Annotated in this window: 21 protein-coding genes; 6 read left to right on the plus strand and 15 right to left on the minus strand. The window is 37.4% G+C overall.

What is annotated here, in order from left to right; translation table 11 throughout:
- Positions 1-6: 6 nt before the first annotated feature.
- From PLEUR7319_RS0128140 to PLEUR7319_RS0128175, 8 genes are all read right to left on the minus strand, one after another.
- Positions 7-969 (minus strand): glycosyltransferase family 2 protein, encoded by a 963-nt coding sequence (locus PLEUR7319_RS0128140; RefSeq protein ID WP_036799183.1) that lies wholly within the window; start codon positions 967-969, stop codon positions 7-9.
- A gap of 30 nt (positions 970-999) precedes the next feature.
- Positions 1,000-2,022 (minus strand): glycosyltransferase, encoded by a 1,023-nt coding sequence (locus tag PLEUR7319_RS0128145; protein WP_019508573.1) that lies wholly within the window; start codon positions 2,020-2,022, stop codon positions 1,000-1,002.
- Between the two features lie 58 nt (positions 2,023-2,080).
- Positions 2,081-3,145, minus strand: coding sequence for a glycosyltransferase (locus PLEUR7319_RS0128150; RefSeq protein WP_019508574.1), 1,065 nt, complete (start codon positions 3,143-3,145; stop codon positions 2,081-2,083).
- Positions 3,146-3,170: 25 nt separating this feature from the next.
- Entirely contained in the window at positions 3,171-4,181 is a 1,011-nt protein-coding gene (locus PLEUR7319_RS0128155) for a polysaccharide pyruvyl transferase family protein (RefSeq protein ID WP_019508575.1), read from the minus strand.
- 44 nt (positions 4,182-4,225) lie between these two features.
- On the minus strand, positions 4,226-5,482 hold the full coding sequence (locus tag PLEUR7319_RS0128160; protein WP_019508576.1) for an ABC transporter ATP-binding protein: 1,257 nt from the start codon (positions 5,480-5,482) through the stop codon (positions 4,226-4,228).
- A gap of 6 nt (positions 5,483-5,488) precedes the next feature.
- Positions 5,489-6,313, minus strand: a complete 825-nt coding sequence (locus tag PLEUR7319_RS0128165; RefSeq protein ID WP_019508577.1) for a nucleotidyltransferase family protein — start codon at positions 6,311-6,313, stop codon at positions 5,489-5,491.
- A 52-nt stretch (positions 6,314-6,365) separates the two neighbouring features.
- Entirely contained in the window at positions 6,366-7,196 is an 831-nt protein-coding gene (locus PLEUR7319_RS0128170; RefSeq protein WP_019508578.1) for an ABC transporter permease, read from the minus strand.
- A 171-nt stretch (positions 7,197-7,367) separates the two neighbouring features.
- Positions 7,368-9,761: a polysaccharide biosynthesis tyrosine autokinase gene (locus PLEUR7319_RS0128175; protein ID WP_019508579.1), complete on the minus strand. Its 2,394-nt coding sequence runs from the start codon at positions 9,759-9,761 to the stop codon at positions 7,368-7,370.
- A 261-nt stretch (positions 9,762-10,022) separates the two neighbouring features.
- Here PLEUR7319_RS0128175 and PLEUR7319_RS0128180 point away from each other — a divergent pair, with 261 nt between their 5' ends.
- Positions 10,023-10,790, plus strand: coding sequence for an LOG family protein (locus tag PLEUR7319_RS0128180; protein ID WP_019508580.1), 768 nt, complete (start codon positions 10,023-10,025; stop codon positions 10,788-10,790).
- A gap of 11 nt (positions 10,791-10,801) precedes the next feature.
- Here PLEUR7319_RS0128180 and PLEUR7319_RS36965 read toward each other — a convergent pair whose 3' ends face one another.
- Positions 10,802-11,515 (minus strand): HpsJ family protein, encoded by a 714-nt coding sequence (locus PLEUR7319_RS36965; RefSeq protein WP_019508581.1) that lies wholly within the window; start codon positions 11,513-11,515, stop codon positions 10,802-10,804.
- Between the two features lie 114 nt (positions 11,516-11,629).
- Positions 11,630-13,342 (minus strand): TPM domain-containing protein, encoded by a 1,713-nt coding sequence (locus PLEUR7319_RS40285; protein WP_019508582.1) that lies wholly within the window; start codon positions 13,340-13,342, stop codon positions 11,630-11,632.
- Between the two features lie 219 nt (positions 13,343-13,561).
- On the opposite strand from PLEUR7319_RS40285, the gene PLEUR7319_RS0128200 reads away from it, so the two are divergent.
- The gene (locus tag PLEUR7319_RS0128200) at positions 13,562-14,293 is read left to right on the plus strand and encodes a LemA family protein (protein WP_019508584.1); all 732 of its coding nucleotides are present in this window, start codon (positions 13,562-13,564) and stop codon (positions 14,291-14,293) included.
- A 142-nt stretch (positions 14,294-14,435) separates the two neighbouring features.
- Here the strand turns inward: PLEUR7319_RS0128200 and PLEUR7319_RS36980 are convergent, their stop codons facing one another.
- Both PLEUR7319_RS36980 and crtA read right to left on the minus strand, forming a co-directional pair.
- On the minus strand, positions 14,436-15,149 hold the full coding sequence (locus tag PLEUR7319_RS36980) for a cyanoexosortase A system-associated protein (protein WP_019508585.1): 714 nt from the start codon (positions 15,147-15,149) through the stop codon (positions 14,436-14,438).
- A gap of 81 nt (positions 15,150-15,230) precedes the next feature.
- On the minus strand, positions 15,231-16,088 hold the full coding sequence (crtA, locus tag PLEUR7319_RS0128210) for a cyanoexosortase A (protein ID WP_019508586.1): 858 nt from the start codon (positions 16,086-16,088) through the stop codon (positions 15,231-15,233).
- A gap of 646 nt (positions 16,089-16,734) precedes the next feature.
- Here crtA and PLEUR7319_RS0128215 point away from each other — a divergent pair.
- The 3 genes from PLEUR7319_RS0128215 to PLEUR7319_RS0128225 are packed head-to-tail and all read left to right on the plus strand — an operon-like array spanning position 16,735 to position 19,169.
- Entirely contained in the window at positions 16,735-17,679 is a 945-nt protein-coding gene (locus tag PLEUR7319_RS0128215) for a hypothetical protein (RefSeq protein ID WP_019508587.1), read from the plus strand.
- A gap of 29 nt (positions 17,680-17,708) precedes the next feature.
- Positions 17,709-18,347 (plus strand): hypothetical protein, encoded by a 639-nt coding sequence (locus PLEUR7319_RS0128220; RefSeq protein WP_019508588.1) that lies wholly within the window; start codon positions 17,709-17,711, stop codon positions 18,345-18,347.
- Between the two features lie 18 nt (positions 18,348-18,365).
- Entirely contained in the window at positions 18,366-19,169 is an 804-nt protein-coding gene (locus tag PLEUR7319_RS0128225) for a hypothetical protein (RefSeq protein ID WP_019508589.1), read from the plus strand.
- Between the two features lie 196 nt (positions 19,170-19,365).
- Here the strand turns inward: PLEUR7319_RS0128225 and PLEUR7319_RS0128230 are convergent, their stop codons facing one another.
- Positions 19,366-22,572 carry an efflux RND transporter permease subunit gene (locus PLEUR7319_RS0128230; RefSeq protein WP_036799186.1) on the minus strand — a complete coding sequence of 1,069 codons (3,207 nt, stop codon included), beginning with the start codon at positions 22,570-22,572 and terminating at the stop codon, positions 19,366-19,368.
- A gap of 63 nt (positions 22,573-22,635) precedes the next feature.
- Positions 22,636-22,809: a hypothetical protein gene (locus tag PLEUR7319_RS41495; RefSeq protein WP_019508591.1), complete on the minus strand. Its 174-nt coding sequence runs from the start codon at positions 22,807-22,809 to the stop codon at positions 22,636-22,638.
- A gap of 223 nt (positions 22,810-23,032) precedes the next feature.
- Here PLEUR7319_RS41495 and nadA point away from each other — a divergent pair, with 223 nt between their 5' ends.
- Positions 23,033-23,995, plus strand: a complete 963-nt coding sequence (gene nadA, locus PLEUR7319_RS0128240; RefSeq protein WP_019508592.1) for a quinolinate synthase NadA — start codon at positions 23,033-23,035, stop codon at positions 23,993-23,995.
- A 1-nt stretch (position 23,996) separates the two neighbouring features.
- Here the strand turns inward: nadA and PLEUR7319_RS38635 are convergent, their stop codons facing one another.
- The gene (locus tag PLEUR7319_RS38635; RefSeq protein WP_019508593.1) at positions 23,997-25,598 is read right to left on the minus strand and encodes a hypothetical protein; all 1,602 of its coding nucleotides are present in this window, start codon (positions 25,596-25,598) and stop codon (positions 23,997-23,999) included.
- Positions 25,599-25,642 lie beyond the last annotated feature (44 nt).

The following is a 25,642-nucleotide window of genomic DNA, read 5'->3' on the forward strand; positions in this document are numbered from 1 at the left end:
TACTTATTACTTATTAGCCGCCCCAGGCTCTAATGTCTCGTAGTCCGAATTGATAATCTCGGCGATCGCTATTATTTTTCCCCAGAGTATTGCAGGTAGATTTAACCAACCTCTCAAAGAGATTAAAGATGTAGCAATACCAAATAATTGCAAAATTGTTAGCTTGAAATAATCTTGTAGTGTCGCTCGATTTAAAACTGTCGTCATCACGTAATGACGATTGACTAAATCCATTTTGGCTAAAACCCCAGGGTTATTTTTATCCTCACCTGGTTGACTGTCGTGAAATATTCTTGCGGTTCTGGCATTGGCAAGCTTCCATCTCTTACCTACAGTCAATGACAAAGAAAGATCTTCCATTAAGGAATAGCCTATAAAAACGGGAGGAAATAATGGCTCTGGTAATGCTTCGCGTCGATAGAGTGTGCATCCACTATTCAACCACTCTACAGTAACGACTTCAGGTAGCTCGGGATTATCTTCCGGTAACAAGTTCAAACCTGGACCAATACATTTTCCCGCGTAACTATTTTCACAACGACCGTGTAATAGACGGAATAAAATACTAGTAATTTTGCCTGGAGGTAAATATTTTTGATTAGTAATCATGGCATTAACTCCCCCCAATTTTGAGTCACTTTGTAAGGCTTGCCAGAGTTTTGCCAGGCAATCTGGTTCTAAAATAATGTCATCATCAAGTAACCAAATATGGTTTTGGGTAGCATAAGCCAGAGCTTGATTGCGTTGAGTTGCAGCACCGATGGCGGTTGCTGGATGATAAATAACCTTTGATGTCAAATTAGAAATTTCACTACTACATAATTGCTCGGTGGCATCATTATCTGAACCATCTGCAATAATTATTTCTTGAGGTTGCAAGGTTTGTTTTGCCATGCTGTTAAGCATCCTGGTAAGAGGATGACTACGGTTTCTGGTTGCAACTATGGCAGAGACGGGTAGGAAGTGCATTATTTAGATCAAAGATTTAGATCAAAGTAATCAATTGAGTATGAGTTGACGTTTGAGTTGAGCTAAATTTTCAGCAAGATTGAAGCCCAGAACCTGGTAAAGCAGTCGATATATTCTCGGTGCATAATTGCCTGAAGGAATAAAATTAATTTCTGTCTGGCGAATTTGATTAATAATAGCTTTTGCCCAATGTTTATCGGTCAACCAAATAATCCTGGCGCATTCAAATCGCGCTTGGTTAATAGCATCTTGTCTTGGTTCAGATAACTGCTGAGTTGTTCTAAGATATTCTTCTATTTGGTCAATTATTTCTAATCTTCGGTGATAAGTTTCAGCCTTATTAGTTTTACAAACGGTAAATTCACTCCACTGTCGATATACTGAACCCGCTTGTCCAAAATAACTAAATTTTCTACCTCCTTGAAGTAAACGCAGATATAGTTCATGCTCCTGACAACAGGGTTGATCTTCCTTCCAACCACCCACATCAACAATTGCTTCCTTGCGCCAGAGGGGGCTTCCTGTTTGGGGCAGATACCATCGAGCCAAAAGTATCCAGGGATCGTGAGGTTCGGGGATAGGTAATATTTCCTGAGCGATCGCATCTGCTGATTCCAGATTAAGAACTTTAGGTAAAGCCAACAAATTTGGTTCTCGCTCTTTCAATATTGATTCGACTATGCGGTTATGATGTTGCAGGATAATAGGGCTAAAGACAACATCAGCATCAACATTTTGCTGCAAAAACTTTACTTGATGGGCAATCTTGTTTGGAAGCAAATAATCATCCGAATCTAAGTATTGCAACCACTCTCCATTACTCATTTCTAATAACCGATTGCGTGTAGGATTTCCTCCTCGATTGATACTAGTTTCCCAATAAATGTAATCATCAAAAGTTTTAATAACCTCTAAACTATTATCAGTTGAGCCATCGTCAACTACTATGACTTCAGTATTGTCATAAGCCTGGTTGAGCGCACTGGTAATGGCTTGTTCGATCCACCTTTCGGCGTTGTGACAAGGAATAAGGACACTAACTAAAGGATTCATGGGATGAAATGAGAGTAGAGCAGACGTGGGTTTGAAAAAAATAATCAGTAATCAGTAATCAGTAATTAATCTTTCGGGTTTGGTAGAGTTGGACAGTTTGCTGAGCAATTTTGTCCCAGTCCAGGCGATCGCTTGCAAGTCTAACTTGCTTACTTAATTCTTGAAGATCAATTTGAGTACTAGTTTTGAGAGCTTTTGCCAGTCCTTGGCGATCGCTGGGATCGTAAAGTAGACTATCAGCTTCTTGGAGAATCTCCTGAATTGCCCCTTGAGATGGTGCAATAACTGGTTTGCCATAAGACATAGCCAAAATCAGACTTCCAGAGGTCAAAATATTAGTAAATGGAAGAACCACAACATCTGCAGCACTAAAATATAGATGCATTTGGTCAGATGGAATAAAATTTGCTTGCAATATCACCTGTTCGGCTTTCGAGATTAATGCTCCAATATGTTTTTCATAGGCACTATCTAAAAATTTCCCGGCAATTAAAAGGTTATGGGCTTGAAATTTAGTTTGGTTTGCTTGCCAAACTTGCAGTAAATTTTCAATTCCCTTGTATGGTCTTATCATTCCCAAATTGAGATACAGATAACCATCTAAAGGCAAATTTAGTTGTTTTCTCGCTATTGATTGAGGAATGGAAGATTGATAGACATCTCGATAATGTCCATGAGGAATTACAGTAACATCTAAAAGCTGAAGCTGTTCTACAGTTGCGTGATTGTGAACGATAATTTCATCAGCTACCTTGAGCAGTTTTTTTCTCAGCCATAATTCCAACTTGGGAAAAGGACAATCGTGAGCAAGATCATTATGAATTGTCCAAATTATTTTGACTCCCTTGAAGCGAGTTAACCAGAGATCGATGAGCATCTTTAAACTATAGAAAAATCTCATCAACCACATTTCACCCTTTAGATAAGGAGTGAGCCAATGTAAATGTAAGACAGTAGCAGAATTATCCTGGACAGCACGGTAGAACGGTAATACTCGCCGATATCCTCTGGGAAAAACTACTTCAGCTCCTTGCGATCGCAATCCATCAGCTAATAATGACTGATAGGGATTATCTGAGCGATAATCAGGCATCATTAGAACTTTTAGCGGAGCTTCATTCATCTAATATTTTGCTAATAATTAATAGTTAGTTAATTTTTAACAGTTCTTTTATTTTTCGTTTAAATGCTGCGCGAGGATGTTCAACCAGAGGAGTATTGGCGATATTTTGATTTAATTTATCCAGTATGATTTTAGCCTGATAAGTTTGCTGGGTAGCATAGATATTTATTGTACGTTCGATTTCATGACGATGAGATTCTACAAAGTTAATCTTTTCAGGTAATAAATGATATTCATTTGGCTCTAAACACAAATGAGCTAAATTACTTTCTGTTAATAATCTTTTGACCTTATCATCATAATTAATCGCAATAAATGGTTTCCCAAGTTGCATGGCAAATACGATCGCGTGAAAGCGACAAGCAATTAACATTTTGCTAGTTCTTAGCGGTTGTAAATCAAATTCTTCCGGTACGGGGTGTGAAGCTATGGCATCAGGGCGATCGCCAAAATACTTTTGCAGTAACCAGTAGTCGCGATTCTTCGTAAAATATAGTGGAAAAGGAATCAAATTTTGATGAGAACACCTTTCTAGCCATTTATCTGGTTCAAATTTCTGTTCGTGACATGGGGTTAAATTAATTGCAATAGTGTTATTAAAAGTATCTGTGGTTTTCGCCAGAGGAAAACACCAAGTTAGATCGGGATAAACTTCAACTCTAGAGTCATTATTTAAGAGCTGTTTACTTTTGCTATCCCTGACAAAAAAGAACTGAGCATAATCTAATAAGGTAGATAATTCTCGTGACAATTCTGGAGTAATACTATTTACTCCTAAGCCAATTACTCCCACATTAGCTCTTAAGCCTTTCAACCAACGGGACATATTAACCCAAATACCAACACGTTCCCTAACCAGTCCGCCACCACCAATAATTATCCAATCAAAAGTATTCAAATATTTCAAGTTAGGAGGCGGCAAAAAATGTGGAAAGAAGACCAAGATATGTCCTGAAAAAATTCTTTTTAAGCAGTGCTGTATGCGATCGTCTCCTGCATTAAAGAAATTATAATAGCCAAAAATAGCAATCTTCATTCATCCTTTTAGTTATCTGTTGCTGATTACTGATTACTGATTACTTAAACTGGCACTGTCCATATATGTGGAACACAGATTTTAATTCCGTTATCTTTAATCTTGATTGGTCTATCTTGCATTGCTCCAGGTTCTACATCAAACCAAGCTGCTCCTTCAAGATGATCTTGTATTATTCCATCACCCTTGATTAAAACATTGAGCCGATATTGACCTGGTAATAAAGGAAGTTGTTCGATCTCACAAATAAATTTTGCTCCTATTTCTGGATTGGTTAAATCATGGGAACTACATTGTTCACTATTAAAATTTATGATCGCCGTTCCTAATTGATCGTAGATAGTAAACATACAAGATAATCGAGGTAAAAGATTAGTAATTTCAAATAAAAATTGTGCGAATTTTCCCGTGACTAAAGTGGAAGTTTCTCCACTATCACTTAATATCTTTACTTTGGCTACTTGTGACTGTCCTTTACCTATTCTTTCCTGGCGATCTAGTAAATTTTCACTGTAAGATTGTTCAATAGTTTTGAGATAACAATTAACAGCATTTTCGATAGAAGAATCAGTTGAAATTTTGCCTTGCTGTAATAAAATTCCCCTGGTACAAAGATTCTGCACCATGCTCATATTATGACTAACAAATAATATAGTTCGTCCTTCTTGACCCGCAGATTCCATTTTACCTAAACATTTTTTTTGAAATGCTGCATCACCTACTGCTAATACCTCATCTACAATTAAGATTTCTGGTTCCAAGTGAGCTGCTACAGCAAAAGCCAAGCGTACATACATCCCCGAAGAATATCGTTTGACTGGAGTATCTAAATGCTTTTCGACTTCAGCAAAATCAACAATCTCATCAAACTTTTTTTTGATTTCCACTTTGGTCATGCCCAAGATAGCACCGTTAAGAAAAATATTTTCTCTACCAGTTAATTCAGGATGAAACCCTGTTCCCACTTCTAACAAACTGGCAACTCTCCCCCGCAGTTTAATTCTGCCTGTGGTAGGTTCAGTAATCCGACTGAGAACTTTTAAAAGAGTAGATTTACCTGCGCCATTACGTCCAATAATTCCTACGCGATCGCCTTGATTAATTTCAAAAGAAACATCTTTTAAAGCCCAAAATTCTTCTCGATTACTACTAGCCTGAGATGATGAGTTAGTAATTCTGTGGATGATTGATTTTGCTCCATCAGCAATCACATCCCGCAGCGCAGTATACTTCTCCTGCTTTTGCTTGCCGATAGTGTATTTCTTTCCCAGATTTTCGACCTTAATTACTGCCTCTGACATGATTAGCTAGTTTAATTCTTGTTCTTCAGCTTGTTGCTCTAGCCACTGATAAAATTCTGTAATTGTAGATTGAATTTTATTAAAAACTTTTTCGACATTTTCGGCTAAAGCAATTACTCTATCTGGTTTTAAGCGAATTTTGTAGATATGACGCTCTAAATGTCGAAACTTACGATATTCATCGAGTTCTAATAACAATGAACCACTCCATAATGGTGGACGCTCATATCCTCCTGGCTCGGCGACTTGTTTTAATAATTCTTGATGCCAATCTTTACTTGTTGGCAATCCACCATCTAAATAAACAGCAACTCTTTCGCTAATTCGTTCACATCCTGAATAAAAGTCGGCAATATAGCTAGCCAGAGCAGGAATCAATGCCACTTCGGGAATGGTATCTTTTTGCTTCAATAGATCGATTAACGTTTGAATCGTACCCTTAATAGATTTCAATTCATCTTCGATGTGAGACTTTAATGCCAGGTATTTGTTCTCGGACATAGGTATTTTATGCAGAATACGGTCAACTAGATGGGTCGGTGCAAATTCCAAAGGAATTAAATCTACTTGCAACCAATTGGGTACGCTGTCTTCTAATGCTGAATAAGCATTCCAAATAGACTCTTGAGTCATGCCCCTAACCGCAATGTCTATATCTGAGTGCCAATGCCAGGGACTTTCTCCAGCTAAAGAACCACATAAAAAAACTTCTGTTGCACCAAAATTATGTCGCAAAATCTGCATACATTTATTAGCTGCAAGCAAGGCTTGTTGCCGTCTTTGCTCTAGTTTAATCTGAAATTTGGATGTTGATTCTACAGTGGATTTCATCTGTGACTGATCAAATAAGAAATACCCCTTTAAAACTAACTCTTTTTATCTTTTAAATTACATCGGCAAAAGTACGTTCCATCCTCCTAAAATACCAAATACCACTTAATAAAAATGCCATTACCAATCCGAGGGAAAGCAAAAATCCTGGCACATACAAATTAGATTCACCACCAATAATAGCCCAACGAAAACCATCAATTACTCCCACCATCGGATTAAGAGAGTAGAGCGATCGCCATTGAGATGGGACAATACTGCTACTGAAACCGACAGGAGAAATATATAACCCAAATTGCACTATAAACGGCACAATATAGCGAAAATCACGATATTGGACATTGAGAGATGCCAGCCACAAGCCAGCACCCATCGAAGCGGCAAAGGCGATCACTATAAATAATGGCAAGGTTACAATACGCCAACTAGGAACAAAGTCATACCAAGCCATTAACCCCAATAAAATCATCCCAGAAATCATAAAGTCGACAAAGCTTACTACCACTGCACTAGTGGGAATAATTAATCGCGGGAAATAGACTTTAGAAATCAAATTGGCATTTCCGATCAGACTATTACTGCATTCACTAAGAGAATTAGCGAAGAATTGCCAGGGAAGCATTGCTGCAAATACCAAAATCGGATAGGGAGCATCTTCAGATGGTAAATTGGCTAGTTTACCAAAAACCACTGTAAAGACAACCATCGTCAAAAAAGGTCGAATTAACGCCCAGGCAATACCAATAATAGTTTGCTTATATCGAACTAAGATATCTCGCCAAGCCAGAAAATAAAACAACTCTCGATAACGCCACAAATCTCGCCAATACTGGCGTTCACTACGACCAGCTTCAATAATTAATTCTGGGGAATGGTTAACCATAATAATAATTACTGATTACTGATTACTGATTACTGATTAGTTTTACAAAATATCAATTCGCGCTTGCCTAACATTTCGGAAGGAAATAGCGAGTAGTCCAAACTCCGAACTAACCTATAACTCCGAATTCCGAATTCCGAATTCCGAACTCCGAACTCCGAACTCTGGTTATTAACGCCGACGAAATTGTTGTAATACCCCTTTAATTTTGCCTTTTGAGCTACTATCTTGAGCGTCTAAATCGCTATTATCACGTTGGGGCTGATTATAGTAAGAGTCATGATAAGAATGAGCGTAATAATCAAACTCAGGATCGACCATATTCGCAACTACACCTGCGATATGACAACGACTATGACGTAGTACATCTACAGAGTTGCTAATTGCTTTGCGACTAGCTTTTTCAATACCAGCAACAAACAAGATCGAATCAACTTCTTTAGCTAAACTCTTTGCATCCGCAATGACTCCAATTGGAGGCGTGTCAATAATCACGTAATCGTACGCTGCTTCCCATGCTTGAATTAATTGCTTCATCTTGTCTGAGTTTAATAAAGCGATCGGGTTAGGAGAAGTTGCACCAGCCGTGATTAAATGTAAATTCTTGATTGAACCAGACTGAATATAATTAGTCCAGGGTTGATCTTTAGTAATAGCTTGCATTAATCCACTTTCGTTAGGGATTCTGGCTAACTTATGTAGTTTAGGTTTTCGCAGATCCGCATCAACAATTAATACCCGCAGGTCTAACTCTGCTAAAACAATACTGAGATTGTATGAAATAGTTGATTTCCCCTCGGCAGAAGTTGAAGAAGTTACAGCCAAAGTTTTGAGCTGACCATCGTCTGTCATTAGATAACGCAAATTCATTGCTAATGAGCGTAATCCTTCAGTAAATGATGAATAGTATGAATATGATTTGCGAGTGACATGAATATTGGCATCAATTCTTGGTTCAGCAACTTTAGGAATCACTCCCAATAAAGGTAATTTAGTAATTTGTTTGATTTCGTCAACCTGTTTGACGCTTTGGTCAAGTTTCTGAAGCATGAAGGCGGTGGCAATACTTAAAAAAACGCTAGCTACTAAAGCTTGCACCAAGCCTTGTTTGATATTGGGCGAAACGGGTTTACTGGGTAAAGAGGGTTCATTGAGTATACGCCATGGTGCAATTTCTTCGGCTTCTGAAATGGCTAGCTCTTGTCGCCTTTCCAGCAGATAATTGTAGGCTTTAGATTTAAGTTCTAGTTGACGTTTTAATTCGGTGAAGGTTTGCTGTAATCCAGGAATATTGAGAAATTGACCGTCAGCATCTACTTTGGTTTGACGCAGACTTGCTAATTGACTTTGCAGGGTAGCGGCTTGATTTTGTAGCTCTAACTGTCGGTTGGCAAAAATTTCTAAGGTAGAACCTTCAGAAGATACTTTAGTCCCTGATGCTTTATCTTCATTAGAATTATTTTCGCCTGGATTGTCACTAGAAGCTGTTGCATTGTCGGCTACTGGTGCTTGAACATCTGTATAGCTGGGAGATAAAACAATCCGCTCTAATATCTGGGGTGAAACTGATTTGCCTAATACCTGTTCGGCTCTTTCTTGAAGTAGTTTTTTTAATTCTTTTCGCTTCTCTTTAAGATTGCTGATGACATGGTAGTCGTCATGAAAATCTACTTTTCCCAAGTTATATTGAGTTTCGACATCCTTTAATTGATTAGCTAAGTTTTGATAAACGCCATCTTGACCCAAAACTGAGGATGCCACCATGGTGTCTGAGTCTTGCCCCAATTCTTCTAATTGGCGTTTTAATTCTTGAGTTTGCTTTTTATTTTGGGCGATCGCAATTTTAGTTTGTTCTATTTGTTGGTCAATGTTATGTTGATTTTCTCCTGCTACCACTGCTGATGTTTCAGGATCTACTAATCGATGTACCTGCCTAAACTGGCGAATTTCCTTCGCAGCTTTTTCTAACTCTTGTTGAGCATCAGGTAGTTGACTATCAATAAACTCGATCGCGTTGGCAGCCTGTAGTCTTTGTCTTTCTAGGCTGTATTCAACGTAAGTATCGCCAAGAGCTTCTAAAATTGTTTTCGCTCTAGCTGGATCGGTATCAGTGTAAGATATAGCTAAGACATCAGTGGGTATTTTGTTGACTATTGCTTGATGAATTGAGAGCTTTTTTATCAATTCATTCACCGTCAGTTTTGGATAACGGTCTTTTAACTTTCCTAATGCCTTCCGAACCATTGAGTTACTTCGGAGGACAAATATTTCCGTAGATAAATCTTTAATCGAGTAATATTGACTAGCAGTTGTTTGGGAAGGAGCAATAGATGTAGATTGCTGATTTTGCGGATTTTCCAGCAGAATCATACTTTCCGAGCGGTATTCAGGAGTTTTAAGGGCGGTAAGCAGAAAAATCCCTGTAAAGGCAGTTATTCCCACTGCCAATGCAGGTTTCCAGCGGCGATATACTACCTGTTTAAGATCTGCTAAAGAAAAACCTGTTTCTTGAGTAGTTAAAGCACTTAGGTCGATTGTTTCCGATCTAGCTATTTCATTGCTCATATCTTATTTCGATCTGTAAATATCACCACATAAAAACGAGACTTACAGAACCTTAGTTAAAGTTAAATGGAAAAATACTGATAGAAAGAATTCGGGTACGTTGCCCATCAATCTTAATTTTTTTTCTTGTCAAAGGCTTCAGTGCTTTTACCAATTTATAGCAACGTGTCAATTGATGTAGATATTTCAAGTATCACGCAGTTGTGCATTCAATAACATCAAAATTCAGCTACAATTGGCTTCTAATTAGCAATTTACATCATGAGTAAGAAAAAGCGATCGCTTCCCCTCCATTGCAATCTACCTCAAGATCCTGATGCCGTTAGTATCGCTGACTCAGAAGCTGCCTTTGAAGTAGTTCACGATACAATTCTTAACCTTTGGGACACGGTTAATAAATTGTCTTCTATTCAGCCACCAAGACGAGAACGTTATCGCGTTACTCTATTTGGTTCGGCAAGAATTCATCCGAATACACCTATTTATAGTGGAGTTCGTCATCTAGCTAGTGAACTGACCAAGATGGGTTGTGATATCGTTACTGGAGGCGGACCTGGATTAATGCAAGCTGCTAACGAAGGTAGTGTCAGTGCCGATCCCGAAGATCGCACGCAATCTATTGGCATCCGTGTCGATCTCGGATTTGAGCAAGATACAAATCCTTTTGTGGAACAAGCATATCTCCACAGAACTTTCTTTTCCCGACTACATCACTTTGTTCTATCTTCTGATGCTTTTGTAGTTTTACCAGGAGGTATTGGTACTGCTTTAGAAGCGTTGATGATTTGGCAATTATTACAAGTCCGTAAGCTACAAAATACTCCATTCATCATGGTTGGTACTATGTGGAGTGAGTTAACTAACTGGGCACAACAGTATACGATCGACGTTGAGCCACCAATGGCAGACCCCGCAGATATCAGCATTCCTCACTGTGTAGATAGTTGTGATGAGGCGATCGCCCTACTCCGAGAAGCCCATGAACAATGGCAAGCATGTAATGATCGAGAATCTGAATTAAGCGATTAGTTGAGTAAATATTAATCTTCATTCAAATAGAGCTTAACTCTTGCCCAGCCAGTACTTTTCCAGATCAAAAAAAATAAGATAGATGCGATCAACGCACCCAGATTCCACTTAAGACATTTTTTTAACAGCAACGAACGTTTTTGAACTCTGAAGGTCTGTGCTTGACTGGTGATATTATCTTGATTATTTTGTACAGTAGCCAGAATATCTGTTTTAAGCTTCTGAGTATTCACTGAATCGGGAATACTAACTTGCTGTTTAGCTTGCTGTTGTAAAACTACTTCAATCTCATCCTTAGAATTAGCCGCTTTTAATTGCTCCTTAAATTGCTGAATTGTATCGTTCTGGCTGACAAATTGAGCATTGGCAGTAGCATTCTGTTGATGATAAATGCGAAAACTGTTGCTGATATTCAATGGAATCATTAATAACATTAGTATGGCAGCTACCAAAGTTAGCCAAGATATACACTTTAGTAGTATGGCTTCAATGGGAGCGCGATCGCTTCGTTCTCCGTAATATACTAAAACCGTTCCCAATAAAGTAACAGGGATTCTCTCCACAATCGCACCCATAGTTTGAAATTCCCAGAGAGGATTCATCAATTGTGGCGGAATTATTAAAAATAAAATATCAACCATTGCCATTCCTAATAAGCCGTAGCCCACTAAACGCAGAATACCAGAAGAAAATACTTGTCTTTCTTGATCTTGAAGGATGGTCATAAACTTACTTAAATGGTTTCGATTAAATTTAAACCAATCTAGTATAATCTCCCCAATCCTATATTTAGTTTCAGCTTGTTGCTTTTCTAGGTTAATGCTACTTACCTTTAGTGATTACCAACTACCGCCAGCACCACCGCCACCGCTGTCACCGCCACCAAAACTCCCTCCTCCACTACTACTACCACTACTACCACTACTACCACCACTGCTGTAGCCACCAGAGTAATTGCTACTACTTACACTACTAGAACTAGAAGATTTGCGAGGAATGATCTCCTCTTTTTCATGAGTGTAATCGCAACATTGGCAATCATATTTATGTAAACGCATACCACTTTTTCTGGTAGTTGCTTGCTTTAAAATTTCTGTTTTGCGAATGACAGTTAATTCTTGACAAGTAGGACACTCCGAAAATTTACTACTCCCAACAGCATCTGCACAAATATGAATTGCCGATTCATTTTGACTATTGCATTCATCACATCTCCAGCCTTGAAAATTGACACTACCTATTTTTGCAGCTACTATTTCTTTCGGTTTAAGATATTTTCGTAGCAACGGAATATCGATCTGCTTCAGAGATCCTTGGCAAGTAGCGCAATAAACTCTTGACTTACCATCAATATTAAATTCCTGCTTTAGATATTCCCAAACTAAATAGGTAAGGGGAATACTGCCGATTAAACCCAAAAGAATAACTGGTATATGTCCTGGATTATTGAGCGAACTAAGAATAATTCCCACTGGTAACATTATCAAAATATAGTTAATAACAATACCTAATAGAGTAAAGAAAGTAACTTTTTTGTGCTCAAATTGAAGATAAACAGATGATAAGACTATAGTTATTACGAAACCTATAAAACCTCCTATATAAGTTAGCAAAGAAGCTGCAATAAGTAAAATAGGCGACATTATCACTGAGACTATATTCTCAATAGATGGAGGATTTTGGATAATTTTCTTGATCCAGTAGATATGTAATCCGACTAAAGCTGCTACTAGCAATTCTCTAGATATACTGGCAAGAATAGGTGCAATCACCAAAATAATTCCCAAAGTACATCCTACATAAACAAAATTATAAATCAACCATTCTTTGGGTGGTTCAGTAAAATATTTATTGCGAGAATAACCAATTGGTTCTAGATAAACTGGGGATACTTTTTTTAGAACACATTTATAACAATATGAACTGCCAATAATGCCTAAAATCAAAAATACATAATTTAGGTTATATGGTACGGCAATTTGATTAAAAGTATTGCTGCTGGTTATTGGAATTGAAGCAAAATCTTCTCCTGACAAAACTTTGACTAGGGCATTCGTGCCATTTAAGACACCACCATCAAAATCTTGTTGTTTGAAGCGAGGAGTAATTTCAGTTTGAATAATATTACCTACTTTAGCATCGGGTAAAATTCCCTCTACTCCATATCCCGTTTCTATTTCTACTCTGCGATCGCCAACAGAAACTAAGAACAATACGCCATTATCTTGTCCCGCTTTACCAATTCCCCAGCTATTAAAAAGTTCTGTAGTAAATTCTTTGGGAGAAGCAGCAGGTTGAGTCTCAGGTACAGTTACCACAGCAATTTCTGTGCCATTTTTTTGTTCCAAGCCATCGATCATCTGGTTAATTTGAATTTCCGTGCGATCGCTCAAAATATTTGCCATATCAGTCACCCAAGTATTATTTACAACTTTGGGATTGGGAACCTGGGTAACACTTATCCCATAACTAACTAACGGAAATAAAACTAATGATAAGCACAGAGTTATGACAAAAATAATTTTATTTTTAGTTTGAATTACTGATGACATTGGGATTGCATATAATCAAAAAATAGAGATGACAATAAATTTATAAAAAAATACATTTAATTATTAGCATTGTTTTGATGATTAATAGTGTGATCGTAGCTAGTAATGCTCAAATTAGTCAGATATACCCAATCAACGATCAGCAATTAACAATTAACAAAAACCAAGGTTTTCCTTCCCTCATGAAAATGAGAAACGCTATATTTGATATTTAGAAATATGCAAAATAACCATGAACAAATTCCTGAAGAGATCGCCGCAGAAGTCTTAGATTTAGCTTCTCACTTATATGCAGCTGAGTCTTCAGGAGGATATTCTCTTGAAGAATTACAAGAGGCAGGAAAAGAAGTTTCTATTCCACCTGAATTAATTCAAAAAGCCCTCAAGCAAATTAGAACTAAGCAGCAACAAGCAAAACAAAAGCGACAGCAAACATTACAAATTTCATTAGGAATAGGAGTGACAATCTCACTTTGGGGAGTTCTAGTTTATAATTCTTTGAATCAACAATTACAACAAGTAAATGCCGCCTGGGCACAAGTAGAAAATCAGCTACAACGTAAAGTAGATTTGGTTCCTCAATTAATTAATTTAACTCAAGCTCAAGCTCAACGCGAGCAGCAACTAATTCAACAACTAACTCAATCTCGGCAAGAATATCTGCAAGCCAACAATAATTCTGACAGGATAATAGCAATTCAAGCAGTTAACTCTGCTATTCAAGACTTTCAAGAATATGCCAACATTAATAATCAATTACAGTCTTCTCAAACATTTATTAATCTACAATATGAAATTACAGGTACTGCAAATCGTCTAGCTACAGAACGAAGAAGATATAATCAGACAGTACAAATTTATAATCAAAAAGTCACATCTTTCCCCAATAGTATCATTGCTAAAATTATTGGTTATAAATCAGCACAATTTTATCAAATAATTAACAATTAACAATGGATAATTACCTGTCCTTGAAACAAGAGGATTGTTAAAAATGAAAATTTTTGTTTTGATTTATTCTTGAAAAAAGAGAAGAGATCGTAAACTTAATTAATCAATTGTCCATTAAAACTAGAATTAGTCAAACTAGCATTCAGTTTGTTAACGCAGGAAAATTAGGTAGCCACCATCGATATAAATCCTGCCAAGCATTTTCTAGAACTTGATAAGCAGTTTTAGGATCTGACTGCATAATCGGTGTCGAAAGAAGCACCCAAAGACAACGGCGATCGCGAATACTAGCTTTGCCTTGTAACCAATCTAAACCGACTTGCAATTGTAAATCATTTTGATAGCGAAATTGAGAAAATTGTTCTTGAGTTACATTGCTAGGGCTTCTGGGACTAATACAACTACTTAAATAAGCACGCTTATTCTTTGATTGAGCTTGGCGATCGCTAGTAGTAAACAATGCATGATAACCAACTCCTTCAATGTGTTTTACTTTTTTAGCTTGAATAGTTTTTGGTTCAATATCAGTATATTGTTGCAAGTATGTATTCACATCTCCTCTTGTCCCTACTAAGTAGCTTATATCTAAACTAATTTTTTGATTATCTTGGATATATTGATATTTTTGATGTGCTTTGATTATTTCCTGCTCTTGATTATCAGTTTTTCGACTTACTTGTCTTGATTTAACTGCCATTGCCTGGGTAGAATTCAAACTCAAGTGCCCGGGAAACTCAAAATCAGCAACAGGACGATTACCGACAGTAGGAGCTATCATCCCGTAAACAACAGCCAGATTAGTACCAACGCTGGCGATCGCCAAAACACAACTCCGCCAATGCATTTGATCAATCATATTCTTCGTAAAAGAGAGACACTGATTACTGATTACTGATTACTGATTACTGATTACTGATTACTGATTACTGATTACTGATTACTGATTACTGATTACTGACTTCCGTTCCAAGATCCAGTAACAATAACCAGAAAAAATTGTAATTGCCAAAGTCGAAAAAATTTGTGACCCCTGTGAGCCATGCCAGTAATCAAACTGAGCCTGATTTGGAATTAACAAAGTCAATATGCAAACTCTAATTACCCCTAAGAAAAAACCTAAGACAACAGAAAATAGGGGAATTAATAATCGTTGATTTCTAGGCACAGGGACAAAACTTATTAACAGTAATGCTAACTTAAGCATCAAAAGAATCATCGGTACACCAGCGCAAGGATAATCGACGATCGCCATGAATTCTCCCAGGTTAGGTAACGATAATAGAACTTGATTACCTCTGCTGATGACATCAAATCCTAAATAGTAAAGAAAATAGGTAGCAAATTTGGCATTGAGAATAGTAATGTGAACTATCCCATCTAGAAAACGTCCTATTACCCCAGTAGGAAAAAATAAAAACCAGGCAAAAAACAGTTCTCGCAAATATTGACTTATCCCAGTAAATCCCGAAGCAATTAAAGTAAAAGCGATCGCTGCACTGATGGGTAGTAATGGGATCAAAACAGACTCAAACCAAAAAAGTGTAAAAGTTTTAGCTAAAATTCCTCCTAGCAAAAGTAAGCCGACAAAACTAGAAACTGCATCGCTACGATATTTTAAGCCATCTCTTTTTCTCCAGAGGAGCCATAAAATGGCTATCCAAAATAAACAGCTAATCGTAAGTTGATCGACGTCTTTCGTAGTTCTCCAAATTAAGTTGAGATATAAAATACTAATCCCAATCAAACCTAGAAATAGCCATGAATGGTCATTGATACTAATTTGCTTGCTGTGCATTAGTACATTAATGAAGTTAGAGAGTTACACCGAATTAAAATTTATCGAAAAAATTATATTTTTCTTAAATGTAACGAAATAAAAAATACAAAAAAGTAATATAATTCAATTTTATCCTTCATTAAACTTCTTGAATATACTTATTAAAATATTCAATGAAGTAAAATTATTAGATACGCAGATAAATAAAATTAATTAACAATATATTCGTTGCTACTATATTTCGATATTTTTTGATACAAAATTTATTCACTATCAAGAATAATGCTTTAAAACAATTACTAAAAGAAAAACATAATATCAATAATAATTCTATTATGTCTTCAGTAGATATAACCATTACTTTTATCAATGTAATTGTTGTTACAGTACAAACAACTAAGATATTAAGCAATTATAACTATTTTTATAGTATGTGTTGAGCTTTATAAAAATGTAGAGTATAACTGCTAGAGAATGTCTATTATTTGAAAACTACAAATTACATAAGCATTGATAATTAAATTGAAACTCAAGTAATGGTTGGATATAGATTAAATTAAATCTATTTAGTTACTTACAGCTTTAAGATTGAAATAGTTATTAATATCTATGTAATTAAATTATCTTAAATTGCAAACACAATTATTTTTGATGTTATGAATTTATGCGTATACTAATTTTTGCTTGTACAACTGCGTTTTTTTTACTACCATTATCAAATTTAAAAGCTCTGGCAAAACCAGACATCAAATCACAACAACAAACAGGTTTTTCTGAAGCTAAAGTTTGTAGTATATGTGGTGCTGAGTCAAAGATTATTGCTAATAATTCAAAGATTACTGCTGATAATTCCTGGAGTAATTCTAATCGTGATGAAGTCGAAGATGTAAAATTTCAACTACAGGATATTCGTCAGGGTAACTTTACACCCAGTCGGGGGGTACCTTCTTTGACTATTGCTAATCCCTATGGGTTTGGTGCAGATCGTGGATTTTATAGTGGTTTAAGCTACCAAGCAGATACTCGAGGAGGACTTGACGATGAAAACGATGGCGATGCTACTTGGGGATTTGGCTTAGGTTTAGGAAATGCCAAAAAGTCTGTTGGTGCTGAACTAAGCTATACTCTTGCAAGTTTTGGTCAAAATGGTCGCGATTTTGGCTCGGGGGGATTTAACCTAAAATTACACCGCAAAGTTGCTGAAGGATGGGGGGTTGCTGCTGGCTGGAATAGTTTCTTGACCATTGGTGATGATAATGACCTCGATGATTCGCTGTATTTTGCGACTACCAAGATTTTTAAAACCAGAGAAAATATTAATTCTGCTTTCAGTCGAGTGGGAGCAACTGTTGGGGTTGGTAACGGGCAATTTCGCACTGAAGATGCGATCAGAGATGACAACAATGATTTTAACGTCTACGGCAGTTTAGCTTTTCGAGTAGCTCGCCCAGTAAGTTTTATTACCGAGTGGACAGGTCAAGATCTAGCTATGGGTGTATCTGTTTCTCCTTTTCGCACCATACCCATGACTATTAACCTCGGTGCTAGAGATATTGCCGGTGCTGGAGATGGAGCCCGTTTCATCTTTGGAGTTGGCGCTGGTCTCTAATTCAAATTAATTGTTTAGGAAGATTAAATATGTACAAGAAACAAAGATTATGGCTAGGTTTTTTAGTTGCTGCGGGAATGTTGACAGTAACGACATCTGTTCAAGCACAGACTAATCAATCTGATGTTTCCGCTGGTCAAACTTTTAGTGCGCCTTCGGTCAGCATAGACAGTATTAATGGCAATGGTATCTCTAATATTGTTCAATATGATCCTGACACTGGGATGGTCTATGGTGGAGGATTAGAAAATGAAATTAATATTGGTTCAGCTAATGTCGATCAAGGCAGCGAAATAACTCTAAATGAGGTTGCCACAGTACTAGAGAATAATCTTGAACAATCCTTTAACAATTTAGCAGCAATTGAAAACGAAGCTGGAACTCAAGTGGCAGAGGGACCTAGACGACTTGCCCGAAGAAATAGTGATGTAGCTGGAAGGCAAACTTGTGGATGTCCTAATTTAACAGACGAGGCTGCTAATGCTAGGCGTATTGCTAGGGGCAGTGATTCGGAACTATGTGGTTGCGATAATTCTGCAAGTTTGAAGTTCAGTGAATATGAAGCTCGTAGAATCGAAGCCCGCGAAGTAGTAGAAATGCAATTAAATGAATCGAAAAAATTTATTGAAGAGCTGGAAAAAATTGAACTAGAAAATAATATTTGGTAAATAAATAGGAGTAATTTTATGGATATAAAGCAAATATCAACACAATTTGGTCATAAATTTCCCAAATTAAGCATTGATTGGGCTTATTTAGGATTTTTCGCAATATTCGGTATGCTAAATTCGATGAGTTCTGCTGTATTAGCAGAAGATATTGTAAATAATAATGAGATTAAATTTGCCGAAGACACAATTGTTGAATTTGAATTCATTGAATCTCATGGTGCTTATCAGTCGACTTTTGGAGTTATCGATTTAGATTCTTGTGAAGTAAGTGGTTCAGAAATAACTAATTTTGATTCCTGTTCTAAGACTCCTTTATTAGCTGAGGTTAAAGCATCAGATAACTTAGATACGGTTTATCGCCGATCTACTTATGAGACAGATTTACAAGCAGCCCGCAATAATGATTTTCTCGGTACTCCTGGTAATACCGTCCCCGTTTCTCAAGCAGAGTATTTGTTTAAAGCGAACAAAAGATATGCCTTTTATTTAGAGTCGCAGTTTGACGGTAAGCCTGCTGGCACTGTTTACACTACTGATTTCTTTAATACTCAAGGTAATCGACAAGCTCTATTTAACGAAGAAGGCTTGACTAAAGAAGCTATAGCTATGCGACGTAACAATCCTGCTATTGATGCTAATCAGTTTGAGGCTTTAGTTAATGGTGGGTTATTGCTTAACTTCGATGACACTGGTTCGACTCTGGTAAAAACTCAAGATGAAGATACTGACTTTGATGATTTCGTAGTTGGTATTGGCGGATATAATTGCAATTATTCTCAAGCTCAAAAAGTTGATCATCAAGAACAATCCGATTTTTGATGGAAACAGACTTGATGTTCTGACTCTACTGATTATATATACCAACTTCTCCGTTGATTTAGAATATCCTCAATCTGCGGAAGACAAACGCCCTTTAGGCATGATTTTAAGTCGTGCTTGAGGGGCGATATTTGTGGATCATTCTTTATTTACATTCTTGGAATTAATTACAAATATGGTTTATTTGCTCTAAGTTTTAATCATTAATCACTGTCAATTGGCTACTTGACTGTTTCTGTTTACCAAATCCGAAAAATTTGCCGAGCCAATGGATCAAGTTGTCCACATAGGTAAATAAAACAGGAACGACTACCAAGGTTAAAAGAGTAGAAGTAGTAAAGCCTCCAATTACAGCGATCGCCATAGGACTACGAACCTCTCCATCAGAACCAAACTCTAAGGCAATAGGCATCATCCCCGCAACAGTAGAAATGGAAGTCATCAAAATGGGACGTAAGCGAGATACTCCAGCACTTATTACTGCCTTACGTTGAGATTTGCCCTCTTTCAGCCCTGCCAAAGCAAAATCGACTAATAAAATCGCATTTTTAGTTACTAATCCCATCAAAAGGACAATTCCAATCAGGGCAAATAGTCCTAATTCTTTTTGGGTAATTAGCAATCCTAACAGTGCACCTCCGACAGATAAGGGCAACGCCACCAGAATTGCCAGGGGATAGAGAAAGTTATTGTAGAGTAAAACCAAAATGGCATAAATACATAAGATCGCTAAGCCTAATGCCCCTGCAAAACGAGCAAAGATGTCCCGCATAATTTCTGCGTCTCCTGATGGTTCTTCCTTGACTTCAGGAGGCAAGGATTTCATCGCTGGTAAAGCACGGATTTTAGCGATCGCATCTCCTAAGGATAATCCTTGTAAATTACCTTCTACAGTAACCTGACGATTGCGGTTATATCGTTCGATAGTAGCTGGACCACTGCCTAAACGAATTGTCGCCACAGCTTCTAAGGGAACTAAAGAACCATTACGAGAGGTAATACGAAGATTTTTGAGGGTTTCGATGTCCTGACGTTTTTTGGGGTTAATTTGAACTCTAATAGGAATTTGACGGTCAGGGAGATTAAATTTGGCTAGATTAAAATCACTATTGCCAATAGAAGCCAAAGAAGCAGTATTGGCGATCGCTTCTACTGAAACGCCCAAATCAGTTGCTCTTTGGGGATCGGGATCAATAATGATCTCTGGTTGAACTAAGCTGGTACTAGAAGTTACTTCTACTAGCCCAGGTATTTCTCGGACTTGTTTTTCTAAATTGTTAGCAGTGTCTACCAATATTTCTGGATTATTGCTGCGCAGAATTAGCGAGACATCTTTGCCACCACCTCCAGCCCCCTGACTTTGAAAGCTGATTCTGGTTCCAGGAATCTGAGCAAAAATTTTCCGCATCTGCTCTTGGAATTCTTGCTGGGAAAGTTCTCGCTCAGTTTTGGGCAAAAGATTGACATAAACCAAACCAGTATTAATATTTCCTTCCTCCCCTACCTGAGACAAAACACTTTTAACTGCGGGCTGTTCTTGTAAGATTTTGTCTAACTGAATGATTGTCGCTTCGGTATCATCCAGTTGAGAACCAGGTGGTAAATCCACCTTAATTGTACTCAGTCCCGTATCTCCACTATTAAATAAGCCTTTAGGAATATAGGGAACTAGCTGCAGACTTCCAAAAAAGAATGCTGCTGCCAGTATCAAAGTTACGATGCGATTGCGTAAAGCTAGATTGAGTAAAAAGCGATAGGGTTGCCATTTGCCTCCAGAATTTAACTGTAAGTCTTGAGATGAACTAGCTAGATTATTGTTGGAGGAATAGCTCAATATGTTACCTGTTGCTTGACCATCAGGAGTGATATCGTAATCTAATCGACCGTAAGCACGAAAGCGGGGAAGCTTGAACTGTTGCTTTTTAGACTTCAGCAAATAAGCACTTAACATGGGCGTTACAGTACAGGCAACCAAGGTAGAGAACATGGTAGATACTGCCACCGTTACCCCAAAAGGCTGAAAATATTGACCAGGAATCCCTCCCATAAATGCTACGGGAATAAATACTGCCACGATCGTTGCTGTAGTGGCAACAACTGCTAACCCAATCTCCCTGGCTGCATCTAAAGCCGCCTGGAAGGGCTTTTTCTTCATTTGCAGATGGCGATCGATGTTTTCGATCATGCAGATCGCATCATCTACCAGGTTTCCCACTGCTAGGGCTAAAGCTAGCAAACTCATGCTGTTGAGGGTATAGCCTAGGGTTCTCATCACCCAGAAAGTAGGAATAATTGACAGGGGCAATGCCGTAGCAGTAATTAGAGTAACTCGCCAGTCGCGGAGAAAGATGCCCACAGTCAATACCGTAAGCAAACAGCCTAAGACTAAGGCATTGATTGTTCCCTGATAGGAAGCACGAATTTCGTCAGCACGAGTAAAGATTAAGTCTAGCTGGATATCTTCGGGCAGGGTAGTTTTCAATTCGGCGATCGCTTTAGTGACTTCTTCTTCTACGGAAACCAAAGTACTGCCTAAACTGCGTTTAACGGCAAAGCCGACTACAGGCTTTCCATCCAAAAATGCTTTTTGTCGTGATTCTTCAAAATCATCTGCCACTTCCCCAAAGTTAGCCAAAGTAACTGTATCGCCATTACTTAGCTCAATGGGATAAGCCCGCAAATCTCTGACGGTTTTAGCACTTCCCAAAGTACGAACGCTTTGCTCTCTGCCACCAACTTCCGATCGCCCTCCTGATAAATTGAGATTGAACTGAGCAATCTGGTTATCAATTTCTGTAGCGGTTATGCCATAGGCTTTCAAACGTTCCGGATCGAGATTAACCCTAACTTCTCGATCTACGCCTCCCAGACGTTCAACTTCTCCTACTCCTCTAACATTCAGTATTTCAGGAATAATCGTACGGTCGACAATATTACTAATATCTTCAACCGAGCGTTTAGGAGAAGAAACAGCATAGGTAACTACCGACCCCCCGGTAAACTGTACCTTAGTAACATTGGGTTCATCGATATCTTGAGGTAAGTCAGGGCGAATTTGAGAAACAGCATTGCGAACCTCATTGACGGCGCGATCGCTATCGACACCAAAGTCAAAGTTAATTACAGTCCGAGAACTGCCATCGGTAATCGTAGAACTAAGCTCGTCAATTCCATCTAAATTAGCTACTGCATCCTCTATTTTTTTAGTTACTTGATTCTCTAATTCACTTGGGCTGACTCCCCGCTGGGTAGCACTGATAATTACAATCGGCACGTCAATGTTAGGAGAGTCATCAATTCCTAAACTCAAAAACGAACCAATCCCAACAATCCCCAAGATGAGAAAAGTAACCACAGTGGGTACAGGATTTTTAATCGACCAAGATGAAAGGTGAAATGACATACTTTGGGAGGGATAAGGGATGAAGGATGAAAAAAAACTATATAAATAGCTAGTTTAACTTTTTTATGATTTGAAGACAGTTGCTTTTCCTTCACCCCGAACATATAAATGTACATGGCGATCGCCAATATCAATTAATTCTCTTGGCGGCAATAGGTTACTACTCTCTCTCCAGCTCATTACAATATGAAATAGAGTAGTAACAATTAATAATAAATATTGCCAAGAAATATTCATACGCGCTTGAACCTTCAATTTCACAACATTAATAGATTAAATCTGAGATCTGAAATCTTAGTTATAACAAAATAGGTTTCAGTCAAAAAAATTTAACCGATATCAAAACCTAGCGAATCTGAACTGCAAATTTGGATGTGATCGGGTATACTGTATTTATAGTAAAAACTACTATAAATAATTGTAAACCTGAAATATAAACTTATAAGGACTAATCATCAATATGTTTGCCACCGCAACACCCAAAGCCAATCCCAATGAGATTCCTAGTGATTTATTTGGGGCTATAAACAAACTAAAAAAAGAACTTAATGCCGTAGTTTTAGCTCACTACTATCAAGAGGCAGACATTCAGGATATTGCCGATTATTTAGGAGATTCTTTGGGTTTATCTCAGCAAGCGGCTAGTACTAATGCCGAGGTGATTGTATTTGCTGGGGTACATTTTATGGCGGAAACAGCGAAGATTCTTAATCCTGATAAGTTAGTTTTATTGCCGGATCTCGAAGCTGGTTGTTCTTTAGCAGATAGTTGCCCACCAGAGGAATTCAAAGCTTTTAAAGCTGCTCATCCCGATCACATAGTTATTTCCTATATCAATTGTTCAGCAGAAATCAAAGCCCTTAGTGATATTATCTGCACTAGTTCTAATGCCGTAAAAATAGTTAATCAAATTCCTGAAGATCAGCCAATTATTTTTGCTCCCGATCGCAATTTAGGTCGGTACGTCAGTGAACAAACTGGAAGAGATTTGGTCTTATGGCAGGGTAGTTGTATTGTTCACGAAACCTTTTCGGAAAAAAGAATTATTGAATTAAAAGTCGAGCATTCCACTGCCGAATTTATCGCTCATCCCGAATGTGAACCGACCGTATTACGCCACGCAGATTTTATCGGTTCAACTACAGCCCTATTAAATTATTCTCAGCAAAGCCAAAGTGATAAATTTATCGTAGCTACTGAACCTGGTATTATTCATCAGATGCAGAAGGCAGCTCCTGACAAACATTTTATTCCTGCCCCAGCAATGGATAATTGTGCTTGCAATGAGTGTCCTTATATGCGTCTCAATACTTTAGAGAAATTATATTTGGCAATGAAAAATAAAACTCCAGAAATCGATGTACCTGAAGATATTCGCCTTAGAGCATTAAAACCCATTCAAAGAATGTTGGAGATGTCTTAAATTACTTTTTTTGTTCGCTATTATTAGCAAAGTGAGCAGCTGGACATCTGGAAACATTCTGCTTAGTAACCTCTTGTAAATAAAATTTAGTCTGTTTGCCCCAGCCCGGTGAGTTATACCAGTGATCGAGCCAAACTTCAGCTTCAACAAACACTTCAGAATCAGTAGGTATTTTGCACAGATGCCTCAGAGCTTCAAAAACTCTATGTTCTTTGCCTAGTTGGGGGGCTGCTAATACTCTCAACTTATTTAAAGCTGTTTCACAGTTATCGGGAAAAGCCTCCAATTTACGAGGAAATGCCTTTAACAGTTCCTGTTTCCCCCTTTCTAATTTTGATATTAAGATGAGTGTTGAACTGGGATCGTCAAAATGTATCTCACGGCAAAACTGTTTAAGTTTATTAGCTTCTATCAGAGACTCAGAAGCCTGTTTTTGTTCTTGTTTTGCTAGCGAATAATAATTATTGACAGCTAAAATGATGGGAACTAGCAAGATAATTCCCGCTAGAGTCATTAATGAACTCATTTTAGTAATCGGTTCAGTTATTTTGCTTACTGTATTATTCCTGAGAATTTCATCAGGCTCTTTTTCGCTGATGTCAATTTGATTTTGCTCATTATTGAGAGTGTGTTTTTCGATGTCTTTTACTGAAGATGGCTCAATCTCGACATCATCTTGTCTAATTAAAGCTATGTCTTTTTCCTGAGCTATTTGTTGTAATTTTGCTATTTGCTCAGAAGTCCAATCTTGATTGAAAATTTGTTGATAAATTAAGTTACTTACTCTTAACTTATTTTTTTCTTCAACAATTAATCCAAGAACAAGTAGTTCTTCTTGCTCTTTTGTGTTTGAATTTTCTTTACTACCTGACAGGATAATTTCTCGATATTCCTTTAAAAGTGCGACGGTATCACATCTTGAATTATTAACCAAGTTTTCTTTGACAGTTCTAATATAATTTCCTACTTTTGTAGTTTGCCAATTTTCAATTAAAGAGCCTTCAACAAATTGATCGACAGCTTGCGACTCTAAACCAGCAGGGATATTGAAATTTGAGTTAGCAAAAACATGGCAAATAATTTTAGTAAGTGTAGGATTTCCTCCAGACCAAGCCAGAATTCTACTTAAAATTAAAGGAGGATTTGCATACTTACGTTCTAAATGCAGTGTATCTTGATTATATTGCTCTAACATAATCAAAGATATTAATTGTGGTGGTCGAATAGACAAATTATTCAGAAAAAAGTTAACAGTTCTTTGTTTTAGCCACCCTTTTTTGACTGCTAGCTCGCCAAATTTGAGCTTAGTTTGCTTTTGATCGGTCAAAATAGCTTGAATTTGTTGCTCGTCAAGTAAAGAAGCCTGTTTAAGATAGTATCCAATCGGAAACTGCTGTCCTTGTTCTTTAATCTCCCGCCATTTATTCACAAAAAAATCAAGAGTCTGTGGTTTGATTTCCTCCTGTAAAATCAAAATTTCTCCTATTTTCATTTGTGTATATTGAGATTGGATTTCCAGGGCATTAGTTAACTGTTGGCTGGAAATCAACCCGGCATTTTGTAAAAAAATTCCTAATGGTAGTTTCTTATTCGATTGGGACATTTTTAGTTGGTTTTTATAATATTTTGTTTCAATTTAAGAACATG

It is taken from the genome of Pleurocapsa sp. PCC 7319 (assembly GCF_000332195.1).
Classification (GTDB): Bacteria; Cyanobacteriota; Cyanobacteriia; order Cyanobacteriales; family Xenococcaceae; genus Waterburya.

Bases quoted from the DNA above. Each gene is read 5' to 3' on its own strand.
- PLEUR7319_RS0128155 (WP_019508575.1), bottom strand. From the start codon at position 4,181: ATGAAGATTGCTATTTTTGGCTATTATAATTTCTTTAATGCAGGAGAC.
- PLEUR7319_RS0128140 (WP_036799183.1), bottom strand. From the start codon at position 969: ATGCACTTCCTACCCGTCTCTGCCATAGTTGCAACCAGAAACCGTAGT.
- PLEUR7319_RS0128150 (WP_019508574.1), bottom strand. From the start codon at position 3,145: ATGAATGAAGCTCCGCTAAAAGTTCTAATGATGCCTGATTATCGCTCA.
- PLEUR7319_RS0128180 (WP_019508580.1), top strand. From the start codon at position 10,023: ATGAGTAAGAAAAAGCGATCGCTTCCCCTCCATTGCAATCTACCTCAA.
- crtA (WP_019508586.1), bottom strand. From the start codon at position 16,088: ATGCACAGCAAGCAAATTAGTATCAATGACCATTCATGGCTATTTCTA.
- PLEUR7319_RS0128215 (WP_019508587.1), top strand. From the start codon at position 16,735: ATGCGTATACTAATTTTTGCTTGTACAACTGCGTTTTTTTTACTACCA.
- PLEUR7319_RS38635 (WP_019508593.1), bottom strand. From the start codon at position 25,598: ATGTCCCAATCGAATAAGAAACTACCATTAGGAATTTTTTTACAAAAT.
- PLEUR7319_RS0128170 (WP_019508578.1), bottom strand. From the start codon at position 7,196: ATGGTTAACCATTCCCCAGAATTAATTATTGAAGCTGGTCGTAGTGAA.
- PLEUR7319_RS36965 (WP_019508581.1), bottom strand. From the start codon at position 11,515: ATGACCATCCTTCAAGATCAAGAAAGACAAGTATTTTCTTCTGGTATT.
- PLEUR7319_RS0128220 (WP_019508588.1), top strand. From the start codon at position 17,709: ATGTACAAGAAACAAAGATTATGGCTAGGTTTTTTAGTTGCTGCGGGA.
- PLEUR7319_RS0128230 (WP_036799186.1), bottom strand. From the start codon at position 22,572: ATGTCATTTCACCTTTCATCTTGGTCGATTAAAAATCCTGTACCCACT.
- PLEUR7319_RS0128165 (WP_019508577.1), bottom strand. From the start codon at position 6,313: ATGAAATCCACTGTAGAATCAACATCCAAATTTCAGATTAAACTAGAG.
- PLEUR7319_RS0128175 (WP_019508579.1), bottom strand. From the start codon at position 9,761: ATGAGCAATGAAATAGCTAGATCGGAAACAATCGACCTAAGTGCTTTA.
- PLEUR7319_RS41495 (WP_019508591.1), bottom strand. From the start codon at position 22,809: ATGAATATTTCTTGGCAATATTTATTATTAATTGTTACTACTCTATTT.
- PLEUR7319_RS0128160 (WP_019508576.1), bottom strand. From the start codon at position 5,482: ATGTCAGAGGCAGTAATTAAGGTCGAAAATCTGGGAAAGAAATACACT.
- PLEUR7319_RS40285 (WP_019508582.1), bottom strand. From the start codon at position 13,342: ATGTCATCAGTAATTCAAACTAAAAATAAAATTATTTTTGTCATAACT.
- PLEUR7319_RS0128200 (WP_019508584.1), top strand. From the start codon at position 13,562: ATGCAAAATAACCATGAACAAATTCCTGAAGAGATCGCCGCAGAAGTC.
- PLEUR7319_RS0128225 (WP_019508589.1), top strand. From the start codon at position 18,366: ATGGATATAAAGCAAATATCAACACAATTTGGTCATAAATTTCCCAAA.
- nadA (WP_019508592.1), top strand. From the start codon at position 23,033: ATGTTTGCCACCGCAACACCCAAAGCCAATCCCAATGAGATTCCTAGT.
- PLEUR7319_RS36980 (WP_019508585.1), bottom strand. From the start codon at position 15,149: ATGATTGATCAAATGCATTGGCGGAGTTGTGTTTTGGCGATCGCCAGC.
- PLEUR7319_RS0128145 (WP_019508573.1), bottom strand. From the start codon at position 2,022: ATGAATCCTTTAGTTAGTGTCCTTATTCCTTGTCACAACGCCGAAAGG.